Below are 16333 nucleotides of genomic sequence, written 5' to 3'. Positions count from 1 at the left end.
TCCAGGCGCCTGCGTCCGCCGGACAGGCCGGGAGTCGTATGGATGGCATCGATGATGGCGATGGGCGCAGCCCTTTCCGCGGACGGGGACGCCTTGCGGCGCTGGAATCAGCCTACCGCAGCGCAGGCGCGTGTCAATCTCGCGGCTCGCCAGCCACCGCCGGGAAGCGCTAGGCTGGCAGCACGTCGCCAACACGAGAAGCCGATGAAACTCCTCCTTATTGCCGTTCTCCTGATCGTCATCGGCCTGCCCGTCGCCGTGGTGCTGGCCCTTCTCTTCGGCGGGCCGTCCAGCCCGCCCGTGGCCAAGGGCATCACCGAACCCTTCAAGGCGCTGGACGACAGCGACCTGCCGGCGCCCAGCCACTACCCGGCGCGCGACGGGTCGCAACTGGCCTTTCGCCATTACCCGCCCCACGCCACGGCGCAGCGAGGCAGCGTGGTCCTGCTCCACGGTTCCTCGGCCACCAGCTGGAGCCTGCACCCGCTGGCCCGGGCCTACGCCGATGCCGGCTACGCCGCCTACGCGCTGGATGTGCGCGGCCACGGCGGCTCCGGCACCCGGGGCGTGATCGACCATGTCGGTCAACTGGAAGAGGACCTGGAAGACTTCATGCAGGCCGTCGCTCCCGCCGCGCCGACCACGCTGGTGGGCTTTTCCGCCGGCGGCGGTTTCGCGCTCAGGGTCGCCGGCGGCCGGTACCAGGGGCTGTTCGACCATTACCTGCTGCTGGCGCCGTTCATCGGCCAGGATGCCCCCACCTACCGCCACGGCAGCGGCGGCTGGGTGCGCGTCGGCATCCCCCGCTACCTGGCGATCCTGCTGCTGAACCGGCTCGGCATCCACGCCTTCGACCACCTGCCGGTGGTTCGCTATGCCCTCAACGACGAGGCCAAGGCCGCCCTGACGCCCTGGTACGCTTTCAACCTGGCACAGAACTACCGACCGGAGCGCGGCTACCGGGCGACCATCGCCGCGGTCCAGCGGCCGATGCACGTGCTGGTCGGCGAGCAGGACCCGGTGTTTCACGTCGAACACTTCGACGCGGTGTTTCGGGATGCGGGGAGTACTGCCACGGTCGAGCTGCTGCCCGGCATCGATCATGTCGGCCTGGTCCTCGAGCCCCGTGCCATCGACGCGGCGATCGACGCCACCCGGGACCTTCACCGGCACGACAAGCCTTCCATTCCATGACCGCTGGAGCCCGCCGGACGGCAACCGGAAGCCGCATGGCATAATCGCGCGATCGACACAGGAGCCAGCGTGAAACCCGAAGACCTGGAAAAACTGCTCACCCGCCGCATGCCCTTCGGCAAGTACGAGGGTCGGCCGATCGCCGACCTGCCCGGCCCCTATCTCAACTGGTTCGCCCGCGAGGGCTTTCCGCGCGGCGAGATCGGCCAGTTGCTCGAACTGATGCACGAGATCGACCACAACGGCCTGAGCGACCTGCTCGAGCCATTGCGCCGACGGCACGCCGAGTGACGCCTGCTCAGCCCGCTCGACCGGGGCTGGCAGCCGCCCTAGCCCGCAGCCCCAGCCAGGCGTTGGCGACCAGCGTGACCAGGGTCAGCGTGCCGCCGTAGAGGGTGGCGCCGGGCGGGCGCTCGCCGAGGATCCACCACACCCACAGCGTGCCGAGTATCGCCTCGACGAGGTAGAACAGCGCGACTTCGGCGGAAGGCAGATAGCGCGTGGCGTTGTTGATCAGCGCCGTCGCCAGGGGCATCTGCACCAGCCCCATGACGGCGAGGACGACGTAGCTGCCGGTGTCGAGCCGCAGCGGGGTCGCCATGGGCCAGGCGATCGCCGCCGAGACGAACCCGCCCACCGCGATCAGCGGCAGCCGATCCATGACGGGAAAGCGCCGCAGCAGGGTGAGATTGCCGCCCACGGCCGCCGAGGCGCCCAGCGCGTAGAGATTGCCCAGCATCCCGTCGCTCTGCAGCGAGCCGGCGAAGACGATCACCAGCCCCAGGGACGCCAGGGCGATCGCCATCCAGGTGCGCGCCGCGACGGCCTCGTGCAGGCAGAACCGCGTGAACAGCGCGGCGAACAGCGGCGCGGTGCTGAGGATGACCACGACATTGGCCACCCGGGTATGCATGACCGCCAGGACGAACAGCGTCGACGTCGCGGCCAGCAGCAACGCCGACAGCAGCGCGGCGCCTGCGTGCCCCCGCAGCGTGGCGAGACGGTGCCTACGGCCATAGAGCAGCCCCACGGACAGCGCCATCAGGCTGCCCCGCCAGAACACGATGTCCCAGCCGTCGCTGTCCGCCAGGCGCACCAGCAGGCTGTCGACACTCAGCACCAGTATGCCGAACGTGGCCAGCAGCAGGCCGTGACGGTGATCCTCTACCTCGAGAGACATCGCCGGCACCTCGCTTGACGAGTCGGGGCCGCACCCGGCGATGCGGCCCCGATGGGTTGATCGGGCGGCGATGGCGGCACCGCTGCCGCCACACCGCGTCAGGCACCGCTGGAGACGCTTCGCGCTACCCCGGTCCGGCGGGTGCGGGCGACCCGGTACCCGACCCCGCCGGCGATGAGCAGCATGCCGCCACAGCCCACCGCCAGCGCGTAGGCACCCAGCGTCGCCGATTCGGCGATGGCGAAGCGCCCGGCCAGCCCGGCGAGGGTGTCCGCGTACTGGTACCACAGGAAGACGCCCACCAGGATTCCCGCCAGCATGGTGCCGACGGCCACCCGGCGCGTGCCGCTTTCCCAGTTCGCCTGGGTTGCCTCGTCGCGCCGGTGCAGGCTCGACAGGTAGTCGCGTTCCGCCGGGCTGACCGTGGTCAGCCGCGAGGCCGCCACGATGGCCACGAGCGCCGCCAGGGTGCTGACCACGACCGGGTGCAGGTAGACCGGCAGCGTGATCCAGCCGGCCTGCTCGGCCAGCGAGAGCAGCAGATTGCCGACGAAGCCGACGATCAGCCCCCAGGCCGCGCCGGCGGCGGTGATCCGCCGGCTCCAGATGCTCATCAGCGCCACCGGCCCCCAGGACGAGGCGAACAGTGTCGCCGCGAACCACACCACGGCCATCACCGCCGGCGGCTGGAACAACGCCAGCACCAGGGCGATCAGCCCGGCGGCGAGGACCGCGATGCGACTGGTGCGCATGGCAGTCTTCTCATCGCGCGAGGCGGGCAGAATGTCGTTGGACAGGCTGAAGCCGATGATCGACAGGAAGGTCGAGCAGGACGACAGGCCGGCCGCGAAGACGCCGGTCAGGATGACGATGCCCAGCCAGGTGGGCAGCACGTTGAGCGCCGACCAGACCATGGCGTGTTCGCCGTCGAGGCCGGGGTCGTAGAGGTTGATGGCCGCGCCGGTCATCATCATCAGCGCATAGAAGATCGCCAGCGCCACGGCGGTGAGCATCGCCGAGCGCATCACCACGTGCTCGTTGCGCGCCATCAGGTAGCGGCTGGCCTGCCAGGGGCTGGCGGCGAGCACCGCGGCCCACACCAGGCCCAGCGTCAGCCCCCAGGTCAGCGCCTCGGCGGGCGAGGAGAAGGTGGCGTCCTCGCCCTGAATGACGCCGTGCCACAGCGCGATGCCGGGCTTGTCGGACTGGCTCAGCAGCCCTTCGATGACGCCGTGCCAACCGCCCAGGTCGTCGATGATGTACAGCGACCCGCCCAGCGCGGCCAGCGAGAAGATCACGAACATCACCGTGTCGGTCAGCACCACCCCCGGCGAGCCCGAGTAGAGGATGAAGCCGGTATAGGTCAGCCAGACCAGCACCAGGCCGACCCAGTACGGCAGCCCGGTGAGTTCCTCGAACATGATCCCGGCGCCCTGCATCACCCCCAGCAGGTAGGCGCCCAGGCCGACCACGGTGGTCAGCCCGGCAATCACCTGCACGCGCCGCGAGGCGAAGCGCTTGCCGAAGAACTCGGGCACCGTGAGCGCGCCGCTGCGCCGCAGGTAGCGGCCGAAGGCCAGCGCTCCCAGCAGGCAGCCGGAGGTGCTGACGGCGGCGAAGATCAGCATGACGAAGGGGTACCCGGCGTAGGCGAAGCCGGTCTCGCCGAGAAAGGCGCTGGTACTCAGGTAGCTGGCCACCAGGGTGCCGAGAATCAGGAAGGTCGGGGCGTTGCGCCCGGCGACCAGGTAATCGTCGAGGTGCTTGACGCGACGCCCGGCCAGGTGGCCGATGACGAAATAGCCGATCAGGCTGAGCAGAATGGCGATGGTGTAGATCATGGCAATGACCGTGATTGTGGACTTGTTGGTATTCGCCATGATGCTGGCCATGCCCGGGCCGGTCGTTCTCTCAGCGTCACCCCGAAAGGTTTGCACGACACCGCGCCGATCCCGCTTGCCGCTGGCGCACCTCACACGACCCGACGGCACGCCCCCCGCACGGGTGCCGGCGTCGCACAGGGAACGCTTTGCGTCGTCCAGAGACCGTCCTCGGTCGGGGCGTTTCCCGAAGCTCAAGGATCGACCAACAACAAGGACTCACCCATGCCCGGCAGATTGTCCATTTCCCCCGCCCGCCTCGTGACGCGCTCGCTGCTGGCGCTCGGCCTGGCGGCTCTGGCCGCCCCCGTCTACTCGGCGTCCATGGATTTCTCCAACGAATACAATGCCAGCTCGATCCATGCCCAGGGCGATGCCTGGTTCATCGACCGGGTCAAGGACCTGACCGACGGCGAGGTCGACATCACCCTGCACACCGGCGGCTCGCTGGGTTTCCGCTCGGCGGATCACTTCTATGCCGTGGCCGACAACGCCGTGCAGATCGCCGACAGCCTCTCCGGCACTCTCGGCGGCGTGGACCCCATCTTCCTGCTGTCGTCGCTGCCCTTCCTGGCGGACGACGTCGAATCCGCGCACCGCCTCTACAATATCGCCCGGCCCGAGTACGCCAAGGTCTTCGAGGACAACGACCAGATCCTGCTCTATGCCTCGCCGTGGCCGGCCAGCGGCATCTGGTCCAAGACTCCGGTGACCAGCATGAAGGACCTCGATGGCCTCAAGATCCGCAGCTACGACCGCAACGGTACGGAAGCCTTGTTGAGCGCCGGCGCCTCGCCGGTGAAACTGTCCTGGGCCGATGTCGTGCCCCAGCTCGCCACCGGCGGTATCGAGGCGGTGCTGACCTCGGCCGAGGCCGGCGCCAACGGCAGCTTCTGGGAACACCTCAGCGATTTCAGCGCCATCAACTACGCCGTGCCGCTCAACATGGTGCACATGAACCGGGATGCCTTCGAGGATCTCAGCGAGGCCAACCAGCAGGCGGTGCTCCAGGCGGCCAAGGAGACCGACGCCCACAACTGGGAGGTCGTGAAACAGCGTCTGGCACAGAACTACGCCGAGTTGCGCGAACACCAGGTGGCCATCCACGACCCCATCCCGGCCGAGTTCCAGGCCGGCCTGGAGAAGGCGGCCGAGCCGGTGGTCGCCCACTGGGTCGAGTCGGCCGGCGATCGCGGCCAGCGCATCCTCGAACAGTACCGCGATCCAGAGGCCCCGTGATGGCGGCCCCCGAACCTTACGGGGAGACCGCAACGCCGCGCCGGGTACATCCCGTCGTCGCCGTGCTCGGCCGGCTGTCCAGCGCCCTGGCGGCGCTGGGCGCCGGTGTCGCCATGCTGCTGGTGGTGTACATGCTCGGGCACATCCTGCTCGAGATCGGCCTGCGCCTGTTCGGTCGCTCCACGTTCATCCTCGACGAATACATCGGCTACAGCGTGGCGGCGATGACCTTCCTCGGCATGCCCTACGCCCTGGAAAAGGATGGGTTGATCCGCGTTTCCCTGGTCCTCGAGCGCCTGCCCCAGGGCTGGCGCTGGCCGCTGGAGCTGTTCGCCAGCCTCACGGCGCTGCTCGCCTTCGGCTGGCTGGCACGCTACTGGACGCTGGCCGTGGAGCGCAGCTTCGCGCGCGGCATCATCAGCGAGACGATGGCCCGCACCCCGCTGTGGATTCCCCAGGGCGCGGTACTGCTGGGCCTGTACCTGCTCTGCTTCACGCTCGCCGTGCGCACGCTGCATATCCTCGCGCAGCGCCGGACCTTCCCGCCCGGAGGACGATGAATGGACATGCTTCTCACCGGCGCCGGGGTCATCGCCCTGTTGCTCGGCGTGCTGGCGCTGGGCAACTGGGTGTTTTCCGGCCTGGTCATCGTCGCCATGCTCTCGCTGTGGGGGTTGGGCGACTTCGATGCCCAGCGGATCGGTCTGATCCTCTCCAAGATCCTGTTCCGCGCCGCCAACAGCTGGGAGCTCTCGGCCATCCCGCTGTTCATCCTGATGGGCGAGCTGATCTTCCGCTCCGACATCTCCGAACGGCTGTTCCGGGGCCTGACGCCGCTGACCCGGCACCTGCCCGGCGGCATCCTGCACACCAACGTGCTGGGCTGCACGCTGTTTGCCGCCGTCAGCGGCTCGAGCGCCGCGACCACCGCCACCGTCGGCAAGATCACCACCCAGGAACTGGCCAGGCGCCACTACGACCGCGACCTGTCGATCGGCTCGCTGGCCGGGGCGGGCAGCCTGGGGCTGCTGATCCCGCCGTCGATCGTGATGATCGTCTACGGCGTCCAGGCCGAGGTCTCGATCAGCAAGCTGTTCATGGCGGGCGTGCTGCCGGGGCTGCTGATCGCCGCGCTGTACGTCGGCTACGTGGCCCTGCGCAGCCTGCTCGACCCGCGCGTCGCGCCCCGGGGCGAGGACGACGCCACCGGCATCGGCCGCGCCCTGCTCGATCTGGCGCCGGTGCTGGGGCTGATCGTGATCGTGCTGGGCGCCATCTACAGCGGCATCGCCACCCCCTCCGAGGCCGCCGCGGTGGGCTGTGCCGCCACCCTGGCCCTGCTGCTGTGGGAACGCCAGCTGAGCCTGGCCCTGTTCGTCGATGCCCTGCGCGGCGCGCTGATCAGCGCGGTGATGGTCTGCAGCCTGCTGATCGCCGCCGCCCTGCTGTCCACCGCCATGGGCTACCTGCACCTGCCCAGCGAACTGGCGGGCTGGATCGCCGCACAGGGGTTCTCGCCGGTGGCCCTGCTGCTGGCCCTGGCGCTGTTCTACATCGTGCTGGGGCTGTTCCTCGACGGTATCTCGATCACCGTGATGAGCCTGCCGATCACCCTGCCGATCATCGTCCAGGCCGGTTACGACCCGCTGTGGTTCGGCGTCTTCCTGGTGATCATGGTCGAACTGGGTCAGATCACCCCGCCGGTGGGCTTCAACCTCTTCGTGCTGCAGGGGCTGACCGGCGAGAGCATCGGCCGGGTGGCGCTGGCGGCGGCGCCGTTCTTCGTGCTGATGTGCATCGGCGCGCTGATCGTCTGCCTGTGGCCGGCGATCGCCCTGTGGCTGCCGACGGTGCTGTCGGGCTGACCGGACGTGCCGGCGGGTGACCCGCCGGCGCCTCCGGCATCAGGGGATTACCGGACAGGACACGCTAGATCAAGCCGTACTGATCGGCCTTCATGCGCAGATAGCCGAGCCCATCTGTCAATACCTCCTCGCGGGAGGGCGCGACGTCGCGCCATACCGACAGCGCGCTGGCCACCTGCGGCGGTACGGTGATGAAGCTCTCCATGGCCATGCCGCCCTTGAAGTCGATGGCGGCGAGGGCGGCGAAGACCTCGTCCCAGGCAATGGTGTCGCGGCCGGGGGTGCCACGATCCGAGGCGGAGAGGTGGATGTACTTGAGATGCTCGCGGGCGCGCAGAATCCCCTGGGCGATGCCTTTCTCCTCGATGTTCATGTGATAGGTATCGAGGTGCACGAAGACATTCTCGGCACCGACCTTTTCGCACAGCCGGACCGCCTGATCGGCGGTGTTGATCAGGTGGTTCTCGTAGCGGTTGACCGCTTCCAGCCCGTACAGCATGCCCTTGGAGCGGGCGTAGGCGGCGGCGCGCGCCACCACGCGTGCGGTGTCATCGAACTCCTTCTCGGTGGGGCGCTGGCCGGTGCGCTGGCCGATCCCCCCGTAGATGACCCCGCTCATGGCCTTGGCGCCGATCTCCGCCGACTTGTCGATGGCCATGGTGAGGAAATCCAGGGCGCCTTCGGGGTTGTTGGTGGGCAGCTTGTCCAGCGGTAGTCCGAGCGAGCAGACGCAGGCCACCTCGGCTTGCTCCAGCAGGCGGCGGGTATGCGCGGTGTCCACTCCCTCGGGATCGAGCATGGTGATCTCGAGGAAGTCGATGTCGTGCTTGACCGCTTCCGGGATCGCGAATTCGGCGGCCTCCCGGTTCCACTCCATGGCCCACATGGCCGTGTGTACGCCAAAGCCACTGACACTCATAGCCTCATCCTTCTGTCGTTGATGTCTTGGATAGATCGATGTCGCGAAACACGCTCGGCCGTGACGGCGCTGCGTCAGCGATGTCGGTGGCGGCGATCGCGCAGCCGACCCCACAGGTAGCGCACCACCATCACGGCGATGAGGATGCCGCCCCACAACGCCGTGGCGAGGTGCTGGTTGGTGCCGAGTAGATTGAGACCGGAACTGATCACCTGCAGGATGATCAGCGCCATCACCACCGGCGCCACGCGGCCGAAGCCGCCGAACGGATCCACCCGGCCGAGGAAGCAGGCGAGTACGGTGATCAGCAGGTAGGCTTCACCGTGCCCAACTCGCACCGAGTTGAAGCGGCTGGTCATGATGATCCCGGCGACGGCACACATGACCCCCGAAAGCACGTAGACCAGGGTCAGGGCGCGCCGGGTGCTGATGCCGGAGTAGCGCGTGGCCTCGGTATTGGAGCCCAGCATGTAGATCGAGAAGCCCAGCCGGGTGCGATTGAGGATCAGCGCCCACAGGGCGGCGCAGGCGGCGAACACCAGCAGCGGCACGGGGATGCCGAGCCAGGTGCCCTGGCCGAGGCCGACCAGTGCGTCGGGGAAGCCCGAGACACTGCTGCCACGGGTGAGGAATTCACCCAGCCCACGCAGGAAGATCATCATCGCCAGCGAGGCGAGGATCGGATGGGCGCCGGTGTAGGCGACGATGGCCCCCAGCGCCCAGCCGATCAGGGCGCCGCTGAGCAGCGCCGCCAGCATGCCCAGCAGGATCCCGCTCATGCCGGCCTCTGGGCCACCCAGCCAGCCGACCACCCAGGCCATTACCAGGGCCGAGAAGTTCGCCGAGAAGGTGATCGCCAGATTGAGCCCGCCGGAGAGCAGCGGGATCAGCATGGCCAGTGCCAGCAGCCCCAGCTCGGGGAGCTGGAAGGCGATCGAGTCGAAGGTGGCGCCGGTCAGGAAGCGATCCGAAAGCAGGCTGAAGCTCACCACCAGTACGCCCAGCACTATACCCATGCCGGCCAGCTCGCCGGCGGCGGGGCTTTTGCTCCCGGCGGGGTTCATAAGACGCGAGATCACGCTCTGGCTCATGACAGCACCTCCTGGCGCGGGGCGGCGCGTCGGCGGGCAAGACGGGTGCGCAGGACGTCCAGGGTCTCTCCCGACATGCAGATGGCGATCAGGATGATGGCGCCGACGATCATGCGGAAGGCGTAGGGCGAGATGTCCAGCAGGTTGAGGCCGTTCTGGGTGATGGCGATCAGCGCCAGGCCCAGCACCGCCCCCAGCAACGTGCCGCGCCCGCCCCCCAGACGCGCGCCGCCCAGCACCACGGCGGCGAGGACATCCAGTTCGCGGCCGTACAGCGCGTTGGGCACGACCTCCTGGGCGTAGTGCATCTGCATCAGCCCGGCGATGCCGGCGCAGGCGCCCAGCCAGCCGTAGGCGAGATAGTGCATCTTGGCGATGCCGATACCCAGGCGGCGGGCGGCTTCCGGATTGTCGCCCATCGCGAACAGCTGACGCCCCAGGTTCAGGCGGCGCAGCAGCAGCCAGGTCGCCAGCACCACCACGGCCATGACCGCTACCGGCAGGGTCAGTTCCGCCCAGCCATTGGCGGTTTCGTGCTCGAACAGCACCACGCGCTCCACCAGCCAATCCGGCAGGTTGTAGATCGACACCCCATCGGTGAAGAACATCAGCAAGCCGAAGAAGAGGTTGAAGGTGGCGATGGTCACCACGATCGAGATGATGCGGAAGTGATGGATGAGGGCGGCATTGAAGGCGCCCAGCAGGGCGCCGAAGCCGATCGACAGGGCGAAGCCGAGCACCCAGCCGCCCCCGCCCAGACTCAGCAGCGTGGTGGCGACCAGGTACTGCACCACCGAGGCGGCCACGGCGAAGGAGATGTCGATACCGCCCGCGACCAGCACCACCAGCAGGCCGGCGGCGAAAATCACGTTAACCGCCGAGTAGTTGAGCAGGTCGAGCAGGTTGACCAGGGTCAGGAAGGTGTCGGTGGTCAGCGCGAGCCCGCCGCAGATCACCGCGATCACGGCGATCAGCCACAGTTCCGTGCTGCCCAGGCGGGGCAGGAATTTACGCATGGATGGCCTCCTCGATCCGCTCGAGTTCGGTATGGGCGGGAATGAACGATTCGACCAGGCGACCGTCGCGCATGTGCAGCACGCGGTCGGCGTTGAAGTAGACCTCCGGGGTCTCGTCCGAGATCAGCAGGATCGCCATGCCCTGGGCAGCGAGCTCGGCGACGATCTCGAAGATGCCGGCACGCGCGCCGACGTCCACCCCCACGGTGGGGCTGTCGAGAATCAGCAGACGCGGCTCGGTGGCCAGCCACTTGGCGAGCACGATGCGCTGCTGGTTGCCGCCGGAGAGGCTGGAGACCGGATCCTGGGGCGAGCCGACCTTGACCTTGAGGCGACGGATCCAGTCCGCCACCAGGCCGGTTTGCCGACGCGGCGAGAGCAGCCCGGCCCGGTTCAGCAGGCGGCCGAGCACGGTGATGGCGATGTTGTCGGCGATGGCCTGCTGCTGCACCAGGCCGAGGGAGAGTCGATCCTCGGAGACGTAGGCGATGCCGGCGCGGATGGCATCGCGGTTGGAGGTCATCCTAAGCGGTCGGCCGTCGAGCAGGATCTGCCCGCGCTCGGGCCGGCGCATGCCGAACAGTGACAGCGCCAGCTCGGTGCGCCCGGCACCCAGGCGTCCGGTCAGGCCGACGATCTCGCCGGGACGAATGTCGAGATCGATGTCCCGGTACTCACCCTGGCGGGTCAGTCCTCGGACCGACAGCCGGGGCTCGCCATCACCTGTCGGCGCGGGCCGGGTGCGGTAGTCGAACTGGCGACCGGTCATCAGCTCGGTCAGGCGTGACTGGGTCATGCCCTCAGTGGAGTAGGTGCCGACGTAGCAGCCGTCGCGCAGCACCGTGACCCGGGAGCAGATATCCAGCACCTCGGCCAGGCGGTGACTGACGAACACCACCGCGATGCCCTGGGCCGAGAGTCGCCGCACGATGTCGATCAGCGCCTCGGTCTCGTGCCGCGACAGCGAGGCGGTGGGCTCGTCCATGAACACCAGTCGCGCGTTGGCGATCAGTGCGCGGGCGATGGCCACCAACTGCCGGTTGGCGATCGACAGCGAGGCCACCCGAGCATCCAGGTCGATGTTCACGCCCAGGCTGTCGAGAATCTCGGCAGCCTGGGCGCGCATCGCCGCAGTCTTGACCAGCCGTGGACGGCGACCCAGGTTGCGTTCGAAGGCGATGTTCTCGGCCACGCTCATCTCGGGGAACAGCGCCAGGTCCTGCCAGATGACCTGGATGCCCAGTTCGCGCGCGCGGGCGGGATCGATGCCGAGCATGTCCTGGCCATCCCACTGCATGACGGCGCCGGGTTCGGGGGCGTGGACGCCGCTGACCGTCTTGATCAGCGTGGACTTGCCACAACCGTTCTCGCCGGCCAGGCACAGCACCTCGCCGGGACGCACGTTGAAGGCGATGTCGTCCAGGGCCTGGACCCCGCCGAAGCGTTTGGAAACATGCTCGAGGCGCAGTAGCCAGGGGCCGGGATCGGTGTCGCCGGGCTGTGAGTGAATCGGGGTGTGCATGGCGCACCTCTGGCGTAATCCTGGGGGGATTCAGAAGCGCTGGTGCCCGTTCGGATGGGACACCGGCGCCGTGGCGTCAGAGACCGAGCGCGGCCAGGTCGTCGACGGTCTTGTCGTTGATCTCGACCAACTGGTCGACAATGATGTCGCGACCTTTCACGTCAGGATGGATCTCGCCGAGGCCCGCGATCTCCATCCCGTCTTTCAGCGTCTCACCCTTGGCCAGCAGGGTGCCGAGGGTGACGAAGACTTCGCCGGCCTGTTTCGGGTTCCACATGAAGCCGCCGCTAAGCACGCCGTCATGCACCAGGCGACGACCCTGGCCGGGGGAGAAGGGGCCGAGCACCACGACGTCGCCGCTGCGTCGGCGTTCTTTCACGGCGCGTGCTGCGCCGATCGGCCCCTGGCTACCGAAGGCCAGGATGCCGCCCAGGTCGTCATTGGCACGCATCAGGTCGAGGGCGGTGCGCCGGGAAGCGTCGACATCCTCCGCCACGCCGTAGCGATCACCCACCAGTTGCATGTCGGGGTAGTGCGCCTTGATGTAGGCGATGGCGGCATCGGCCCAGGCATTGTGCAGGGGCACGGTCAGCCCGCCGACGAACACCGCGTACTTGCCGCTGCCGCCCATCAATTCGCCCAACCGCTTGCCATAGGCGGCACCGAAACCCTTGACCGAGGCGAGCTCGAAGTCCCAGTCGACGTTCTTCTGATCGGGGGATTCATGGGTGAGCACGATGATGCCCTGCTCCCGGGCGCGGGCCAGTACCGGCTCGAGCACCTGAGCGTCGTTGGGCACCACGCCGATCACATCCACGCCCTGGGCGATCAGATCTTCGATCGCACGCACCTGCAGGGCCGGATCGGCGCTGGTCGGGCCCACCATGAAGGCGTTCACGTCCAGTTCGTTGGCGCGCTCTTCGATGCCCGCTTCCATGGCGTTGAACCAGGGTATCCCGCCGATCTTGGCGACCACGCCGATGGTGATCTCCTTGGCCATCGCTGGCGCGGTCGCCAGCGTCATGAGCAAGACGCTGGCGGCGAGGGTCAACCAGCGGCGTACACCTTTGTTGCGAATCATATGCATGTCTCCCAGGGCTATTGTTGTAGGGCCTGTTTGGGTCGTACGGCATGACGTGTCGCTGTCTTGGGGCACCCGCCAGCCGGGCATGTCGGTCGTTTCGGTTATTAGCAAAAACCTTTTAGCTTGTGGCGTCAATGCGATCATGGCATCGTCTTTAGTCCAAGACTCACCTCGTAGCCCAGGCGTCGGAGACCGCTATGACCAAGGCGAACCGCAAAGGGGGCACCACGATTCGAGAGCTGGCCAGCGCGGCGGGGACCTCGATCTCGACGGTCAGCTTCGTGCTGAACGGCAGTTGGCGGCAGCATCGCATCAAGGAGGCCACGGCGGAGCACGTGCTGGCGGTGGCCCGGCAGATGGACTACCAGCCCAACCAGCGCGCCCGGGGGCTACGTATGCAGCGATCGTCGCTTGCCGGCATGATCGTGCCCCATCACCGCAACCGGTTCTTTGCCGGCCTGATCGAGAGCTTCGAAAGCGAGGCCCGGCAGCGCTCGCTGGTGCCGATCGTGGTCAGCACGCAGCGTGACCACGAGATCGAGACGCAGGTCGTCGAGACGCTGGTGGCACAGCAGGTGGAGCTGATGGTGATTGCCGGCGTGCGCGATCCAGAGCCGCTGAACCGGCTTTGTCTCGCCCGTGGGGTGCGCTGTGTCAACGTCGACCTGCCGGGCGCCAATACCTTCTCCGTGGTCACCGACAACGTCGGCGGCGCACGCAGCCTGACCCGCTGGCTGTTGGACGGCCTTGCGTCACGGGAGCGGGTGATCTTCCTCGGTGGTCGGGAGTCGGAGTACGCCACGGATCAGCGCGTGTCGGGCTTCATGGCGGAGTGCCAGGCGCGCTCCCATCCGGTCGAGGCGGGCGACGTCCTGCGCTGCGGTTACAGTCCGCTGGCGGCCAAGAATGCGCTGGAAACGCTTTTCGCCAATAGTGACCGACCGCCGGCAGCGCTATTGGTGAACTCGATCACCGCCTTCGAGGGCTTTGCCATGTTCTGGCATGCCCACCCCGAGTTGGTGCGGCACGTCCGACTGGCGTGTTTCGACTGGGACCCTTTCGCCGCCTGCCTGCCCCTCGACACCGTCATGCTGCGCCAGGACATGGAAACGATGATTGCTACCTGCTTCGAGTGGTTCGATCGCGCTGACGAGCGCACCGGCGAGGTGGCGGTCATCCCACCACGTCTGATGATCGGCGATCCCTCGGAGTCACTGCTGGCACAGGAGGCGATACCGAATGCCGACCCGCACCAACCTTGATGATCTGATTGCCCGTCTCACCCCCATGACGCAAGGCCCCGAGCGCCGCATCGTGGCGCTGGCAGGCCCACCGGGCGCGGGCAAGAGCTATATCGCTGCGCGTCTGATGGAGGCCATGACGGCGCTCGCCCCCGGGAGCGCCGAGATTCTGCCGATGGATGGTTTTCACTACGACGACACCCTGCTGACGCAGCGTGGCGACCTGGCACGCAAGGGGGCACCGCATACCTTCGATGTCGAGGGCCTGTCAGTGACGCTCGCACGGATCGCGGCCGACGACGGTAGCGTCGTTGCGGTGCCGGTATTCGATCGCGCGCTCGAGATCGCCCGAGGAGCAGCGCGGCTGATCGGCCCCAAAGCGCGGCTCATCGTCGTCGAGGGCAACTACCTGCTGCTCGATGACCCGCTCTGGGCGCGATTGTCTGACAGGTTCGATCTACGTGTCTTCATCCAGGTACCGGAGCACGTACTGGAGGAACGTCTAACCCGGCGCTGGGCGCACCTCTCCGACGCCCAGCGTCAGACCAAGCTGGAGGGCAACGACCTACCCAACATGCGCCTGGTCCTGCAGCACGCGAACCGCGCGGACCTCTTTCTGGAGAATGGCTGAAGACAAAGGCCGGAGGAAAAACCTGTCGAGAGATCACTCCCGGGGGCAGTCAATGACGGCACCGACGTGCCGAGGCCGCCCCTGCCGACCGCCTTGCCCCACTCGGGGGAAGGTGTCATCGTTCCCGGGCACCCATTGATCCGCCAGGAGGCACACCATCGTGTTCATCGCCATGAATCGTTTCCGGGTCAATCCCGAGCGAACGGAGGAGTTCGAACGGATCTGGCTGGAGCGGGAGAGCCACCTCCAGGGCCTGCCCGGTTTCGTCGAGTTCCACATGCTGCGTGGCCCGGAGAACGACGATCACGTGCTCTACGCCTCGCACACCGTCTGGCGCTCGCGCGAGGATTTCGAGGCCTGGACGCACTCCGAGGCGTTCCGCGCGGCGCACGCCAATGCCGGGCAGAGCCGTCGCGAGGGGCTCTACCTGGGCCCGCCGCAGTTCGAGGGCTTCGAGGTGATCCAGACCGTCGGCAACGACTGAGCCGATGGCGACCGACCACGCCGCCCCGCTGGCGATCGTCACCGGGGCCAACACCGGACTGGGCTTCGAGACCGCCCGGGGCCTTCTCGCGCGGGGCCATCGCGTCATCGTCGCCGCGCGCAATCCGCACAAGGGCCGTGCCGCCGTCGAGGCGCTGCGTGCCGAATTCCCCGAGACTGCAGTGCGCTGCGAGCCACTCGACCTGGACAGCCTGGCCTCGGTGCGTGACTTCGCCGCCCGGGTACGCGAGCACGAGGGCGCGCTGGACGTGCTGGTGAACAATGCCGGCATTCTGGCGCCTCCGACGCGGGAAACCACCCGCGACGGCTTCGAACGCCAACTGGGCGTCAACTACCTGGGGCACTTCCTGCTGACCAGCCTGCTGCTGCCCCTGCTGCTGGCGGCGCCGGCACCCCGGGTCGTGCAACTCTCGAGCCTGGCGCATCGCGGCGGGCGTATCGATTTCGACGACCTCCACGGCGAGGGCCGTTACGATCCCTGGCGAGCCTATCGCCAATCCAAGCTGGCCATGCTGCTGTTCAGTCAGGCGCTGCAACGCCACAGCGACGCGCGTGGCTGGGGGCTGCTCAGCGTGGCGGCGCATCCGGGGCTGTCGCGCACCGCGCTGTTCGAGCATGGCGTCGAGAGCCGCGCCCTGGTGGGCAGCCTGTTTCGGCTGGTGATGCCGCTGATCAGCCAGTCCGCCGCCGACGGCGCCCGGCCGGTGTTACACGCGGCCACCGCCGATGACGTGCGCCCCGACGACTACTTCGGCCCCGCCGGGCCGGGGGAAATGCGCGGCGCCGCGAAGCGCGCCCGCGCCACCGCCGCGGCCCGCGATCCGGCACTCGCCGAGCGCTTGTGGGGGGTCTCCTGCGAGGCGACCGGCGCCACCTACGCTTTGCCTGAAAAATGTCTGCGCTCGCCCATACGGCGTTAAAAATTGACTCAAAATGCTCATTTACGGCTTGTAAACTGCGCTTTTTC

Annotated in this window: 16 protein-coding genes; 9 read left to right on the top strand and 7 right to left on the bottom strand. The window is 67.8% G+C overall.

The window, feature by feature from the left end; translation table 11 throughout:
- Positions 1-204: 204 nt before the first annotated feature.
- Positions 205-1194: an alpha/beta fold hydrolase gene (locus KGR00_RS20835; RefSeq protein WP_224419164.1), complete on the top strand. Its 990-nt coding sequence runs from the start codon at positions 205-207 to the stop codon at positions 1192-1194.
- 69 nt (positions 1195-1263) lie between these two features.
- Entirely contained in the window at positions 1264-1485 is a 222-nt protein-coding gene (locus KGR00_RS20830) for a DUF3820 family protein (protein ID WP_129139369.1), read from the top strand.
- Between the two features lie 7 nt (positions 1486-1492).
- Here KGR00_RS20830 and KGR00_RS20825 read toward each other — a convergent pair whose 3' ends face one another.
- Both KGR00_RS20825 and KGR00_RS20820 read right to left on the bottom strand, forming a co-directional pair.
- Entirely contained in the window at positions 1493-2374 is an 882-nt protein-coding gene (locus tag KGR00_RS20825) for a DMT family transporter (protein WP_224419163.1), read from the bottom strand.
- 98 nt (positions 2375-2472) lie between these two features.
- A complete protein-coding gene (locus tag KGR00_RS20820; protein ID WP_224419162.1) occupies positions 2473-4266 on the bottom strand; it encodes a sodium:solute symporter family protein in 1794 nt (597 codons plus the stop codon).
- A 213-nt stretch (positions 4267-4479) separates the two neighbouring features.
- Between KGR00_RS20820 and KGR00_RS20815 the strand changes: the two genes are divergently transcribed.
- From KGR00_RS20815 to KGR00_RS20805, 3 genes are read left to right on the top strand one after another with little or no spacing between them, the layout of a single operon-like run.
- The gene (locus KGR00_RS20815; RefSeq protein WP_224419161.1) at positions 4480-5493 is read left to right on the top strand and encodes a TRAP transporter substrate-binding protein; all 1014 of its coding nucleotides are present in this window, start codon (positions 4480-4482) and stop codon (positions 5491-5493) included.
- Complete coding sequence (locus KGR00_RS20810) at positions 5493-6053, top strand: TRAP transporter small permease (RefSeq protein WP_224419160.1); 561 nt, start codon at positions 5493-5495, stop codon at positions 6051-6053. Before KGR00_RS20815 ends, KGR00_RS20810 begins: the two co-directional genes overlap by 1 nt.
- Entirely contained in the window at positions 6054-7358 is a 1305-nt protein-coding gene (locus tag KGR00_RS20805) for a TRAP transporter large permease subunit (RefSeq protein ID WP_224419159.1), read from the top strand.
- 64 nt (positions 7359-7422) lie between these two features.
- On the opposite strand, the gene KGR00_RS20800 is transcribed toward KGR00_RS20805, so the two are convergent.
- The 5 genes from KGR00_RS20800 to KGR00_RS20780 all read right to left on the bottom strand — a co-directional run bounded on the left by KGR00_RS20800 (position 7423) and on the right by KGR00_RS20780 (position 12987).
- Positions 7423-8277 carry a sugar phosphate isomerase/epimerase gene (locus tag KGR00_RS20800; RefSeq protein WP_129139364.1) on the bottom strand — a complete coding sequence of 285 codons (855 nt, stop codon included), beginning with the start codon at positions 8275-8277 and terminating at the stop codon, positions 7423-7425.
- Between the two features lie 74 nt (positions 8278-8351).
- Positions 8352-9368, bottom strand: coding sequence for an ABC transporter permease (locus KGR00_RS20795; protein WP_224419158.1), 1017 nt, complete (start codon positions 9366-9368; stop codon positions 8352-8354).
- Positions 9365-10384, bottom strand: a complete 1020-nt coding sequence (locus KGR00_RS20790; protein WP_224419157.1) for an ABC transporter permease — start codon at positions 10382-10384, stop codon at positions 9365-9367. Before KGR00_RS20790 ends, KGR00_RS20795 begins: the two co-directional genes overlap by 4 nt.
- On the bottom strand, positions 10377-11906 hold the full coding sequence (locus tag KGR00_RS20785; RefSeq protein WP_224419156.1) for a sugar ABC transporter ATP-binding protein: 1530 nt from the start codon (positions 11904-11906) through the stop codon (positions 10377-10379). The genes KGR00_RS20790 and KGR00_RS20785 overlap by 8 nt, the downstream gene beginning before the upstream one ends.
- Before the next feature lie 76 nt (positions 11907-11982).
- On the bottom strand, positions 11983-12987 hold the full coding sequence (locus KGR00_RS20780) for a substrate-binding domain-containing protein (protein WP_224419155.1): 1005 nt from the start codon (positions 12985-12987) through the stop codon (positions 11983-11985).
- Positions 12988-13187: 200 nt separating this feature from the next.
- Between KGR00_RS20780 and KGR00_RS20775 the strand changes: the two genes are divergently transcribed.
- The 4 genes from KGR00_RS20775 (at position 13188) to KGR00_RS20760 (ending at position 16286) form a co-directional block, all read left to right on the top strand.
- A complete protein-coding gene (locus KGR00_RS20775) occupies positions 13188-14252 on the top strand; it encodes a LacI family DNA-binding transcriptional regulator (protein WP_224419154.1) in 1065 nt (354 codons plus the stop codon).
- Positions 14230-14862: a nucleoside/nucleotide kinase family protein gene (locus tag KGR00_RS20770; RefSeq protein WP_224419153.1), complete on the top strand. Its 633-nt coding sequence runs from the start codon at positions 14230-14232 to the stop codon at positions 14860-14862. Before KGR00_RS20775 ends, KGR00_RS20770 begins: the two co-directional genes overlap by 23 nt.
- Positions 14863-15022: 160 nt before the next feature.
- Positions 15023-15346, top strand: a complete 324-nt coding sequence (locus tag KGR00_RS20765) for an antibiotic biosynthesis monooxygenase (RefSeq protein ID WP_129139359.1) — start codon at positions 15023-15025, stop codon at positions 15344-15346.
- Between the two features lie 4 nt (positions 15347-15350).
- Positions 15351-16286: an oxidoreductase gene (locus KGR00_RS20760; RefSeq protein WP_224419152.1), complete on the top strand. Its 936-nt coding sequence runs from the start codon at positions 15351-15353 to the stop codon at positions 16284-16286.
- The last annotated feature ends 47 nt before the right edge of the window (positions 16287-16333 follow it).

The sequence above is a fragment of the Modicisalibacter sp. MOD 31.J genome (assembly GCF_020147985.1).
Taxonomy (GTDB): Bacteria; Pseudomonadota; Gammaproteobacteria; order Pseudomonadales; family Halomonadaceae; genus Modicisalibacter; species Modicisalibacter coralii.
The sequence above is the reverse complement of the archived record's forward strand: the minus strand, read 5'-3'. Positions and strand labels throughout refer to the sequence as shown.

Excerpts from the sequence above, each read along its gene's own strand:
- KGR00_RS20835 (WP_224419164.1), top strand. The coding sequence starts at position 205 with ATGAAACTCCTCCTTATTGCCGTTCTCCTGATCGTCATCGGCCTGCCC.
- KGR00_RS20825 (WP_224419163.1), bottom strand. The coding sequence starts at position 2,374 with ATGTCTCTCGAGGTAGAGGATCACCGTCACGGCCTGCTGCTGGCCACG.
- KGR00_RS20820 (WP_224419162.1), bottom strand. The coding sequence starts at position 4,266 with ATGGCCAGCATCATGGCGAATACCAACAAGTCCACAATCACGGTCATT.
- KGR00_RS20815 (WP_224419161.1), top strand. The coding sequence starts at position 4,480 with ATGCCCGGCAGATTGTCCATTTCCCCCGCCCGCCTCGTGACGCGCTCG.
- KGR00_RS20810 (WP_224419160.1), top strand. The coding sequence starts at position 5,493 with ATGGCGGCCCCCGAACCTTACGGGGAGACCGCAACGCCGCGCCGGGTA.
- KGR00_RS20805 (WP_224419159.1), top strand. The coding sequence starts at position 6,054 with ATGGACATGCTTCTCACCGGCGCCGGGGTCATCGCCCTGTTGCTCGGC.
- KGR00_RS20800 (WP_129139364.1), bottom strand. The coding sequence starts at position 8,277 with ATGAGTGTCAGTGGCTTTGGCGTACACACGGCCATGTGGGCCATGGAG.
- KGR00_RS20795 (WP_224419158.1), bottom strand. The coding sequence starts at position 9,368 with ATGAGCCAGAGCGTGATCTCGCGTCTTATGAACCCCGCCGGGAGCAAA.
- KGR00_RS20790 (WP_224419157.1), bottom strand. The coding sequence starts at position 10,384 with ATGCGTAAATTCCTGCCCCGCCTGGGCAGCACGGAACTGTGGCTGATC.
- KGR00_RS20785 (WP_224419156.1), bottom strand. The coding sequence starts at position 11,906 with ATGCACACCCCGATTCACTCACAGCCCGGCGACACCGATCCCGGCCCC.
- KGR00_RS20780 (WP_224419155.1), bottom strand. The coding sequence starts at position 12,987 with ATGATTCGCAACAAAGGTGTACGCCGCTGGTTGACCCTCGCCGCCAGC.
- KGR00_RS20775 (WP_224419154.1), top strand. The coding sequence starts at position 13,188 with ATGACCAAGGCGAACCGCAAAGGGGGCACCACGATTCGAGAGCTGGCC.
- KGR00_RS20770 (WP_224419153.1), top strand. The coding sequence starts at position 14,230 with ATGCCGACCCGCACCAACCTTGATGATCTGATTGCCCGTCTCACCCCC.
- KGR00_RS20760 (WP_224419152.1), top strand. The coding sequence starts at position 15,351 with ATGGCGACCGACCACGCCGCCCCGCTGGCGATCGTCACCGGGGCCAAC.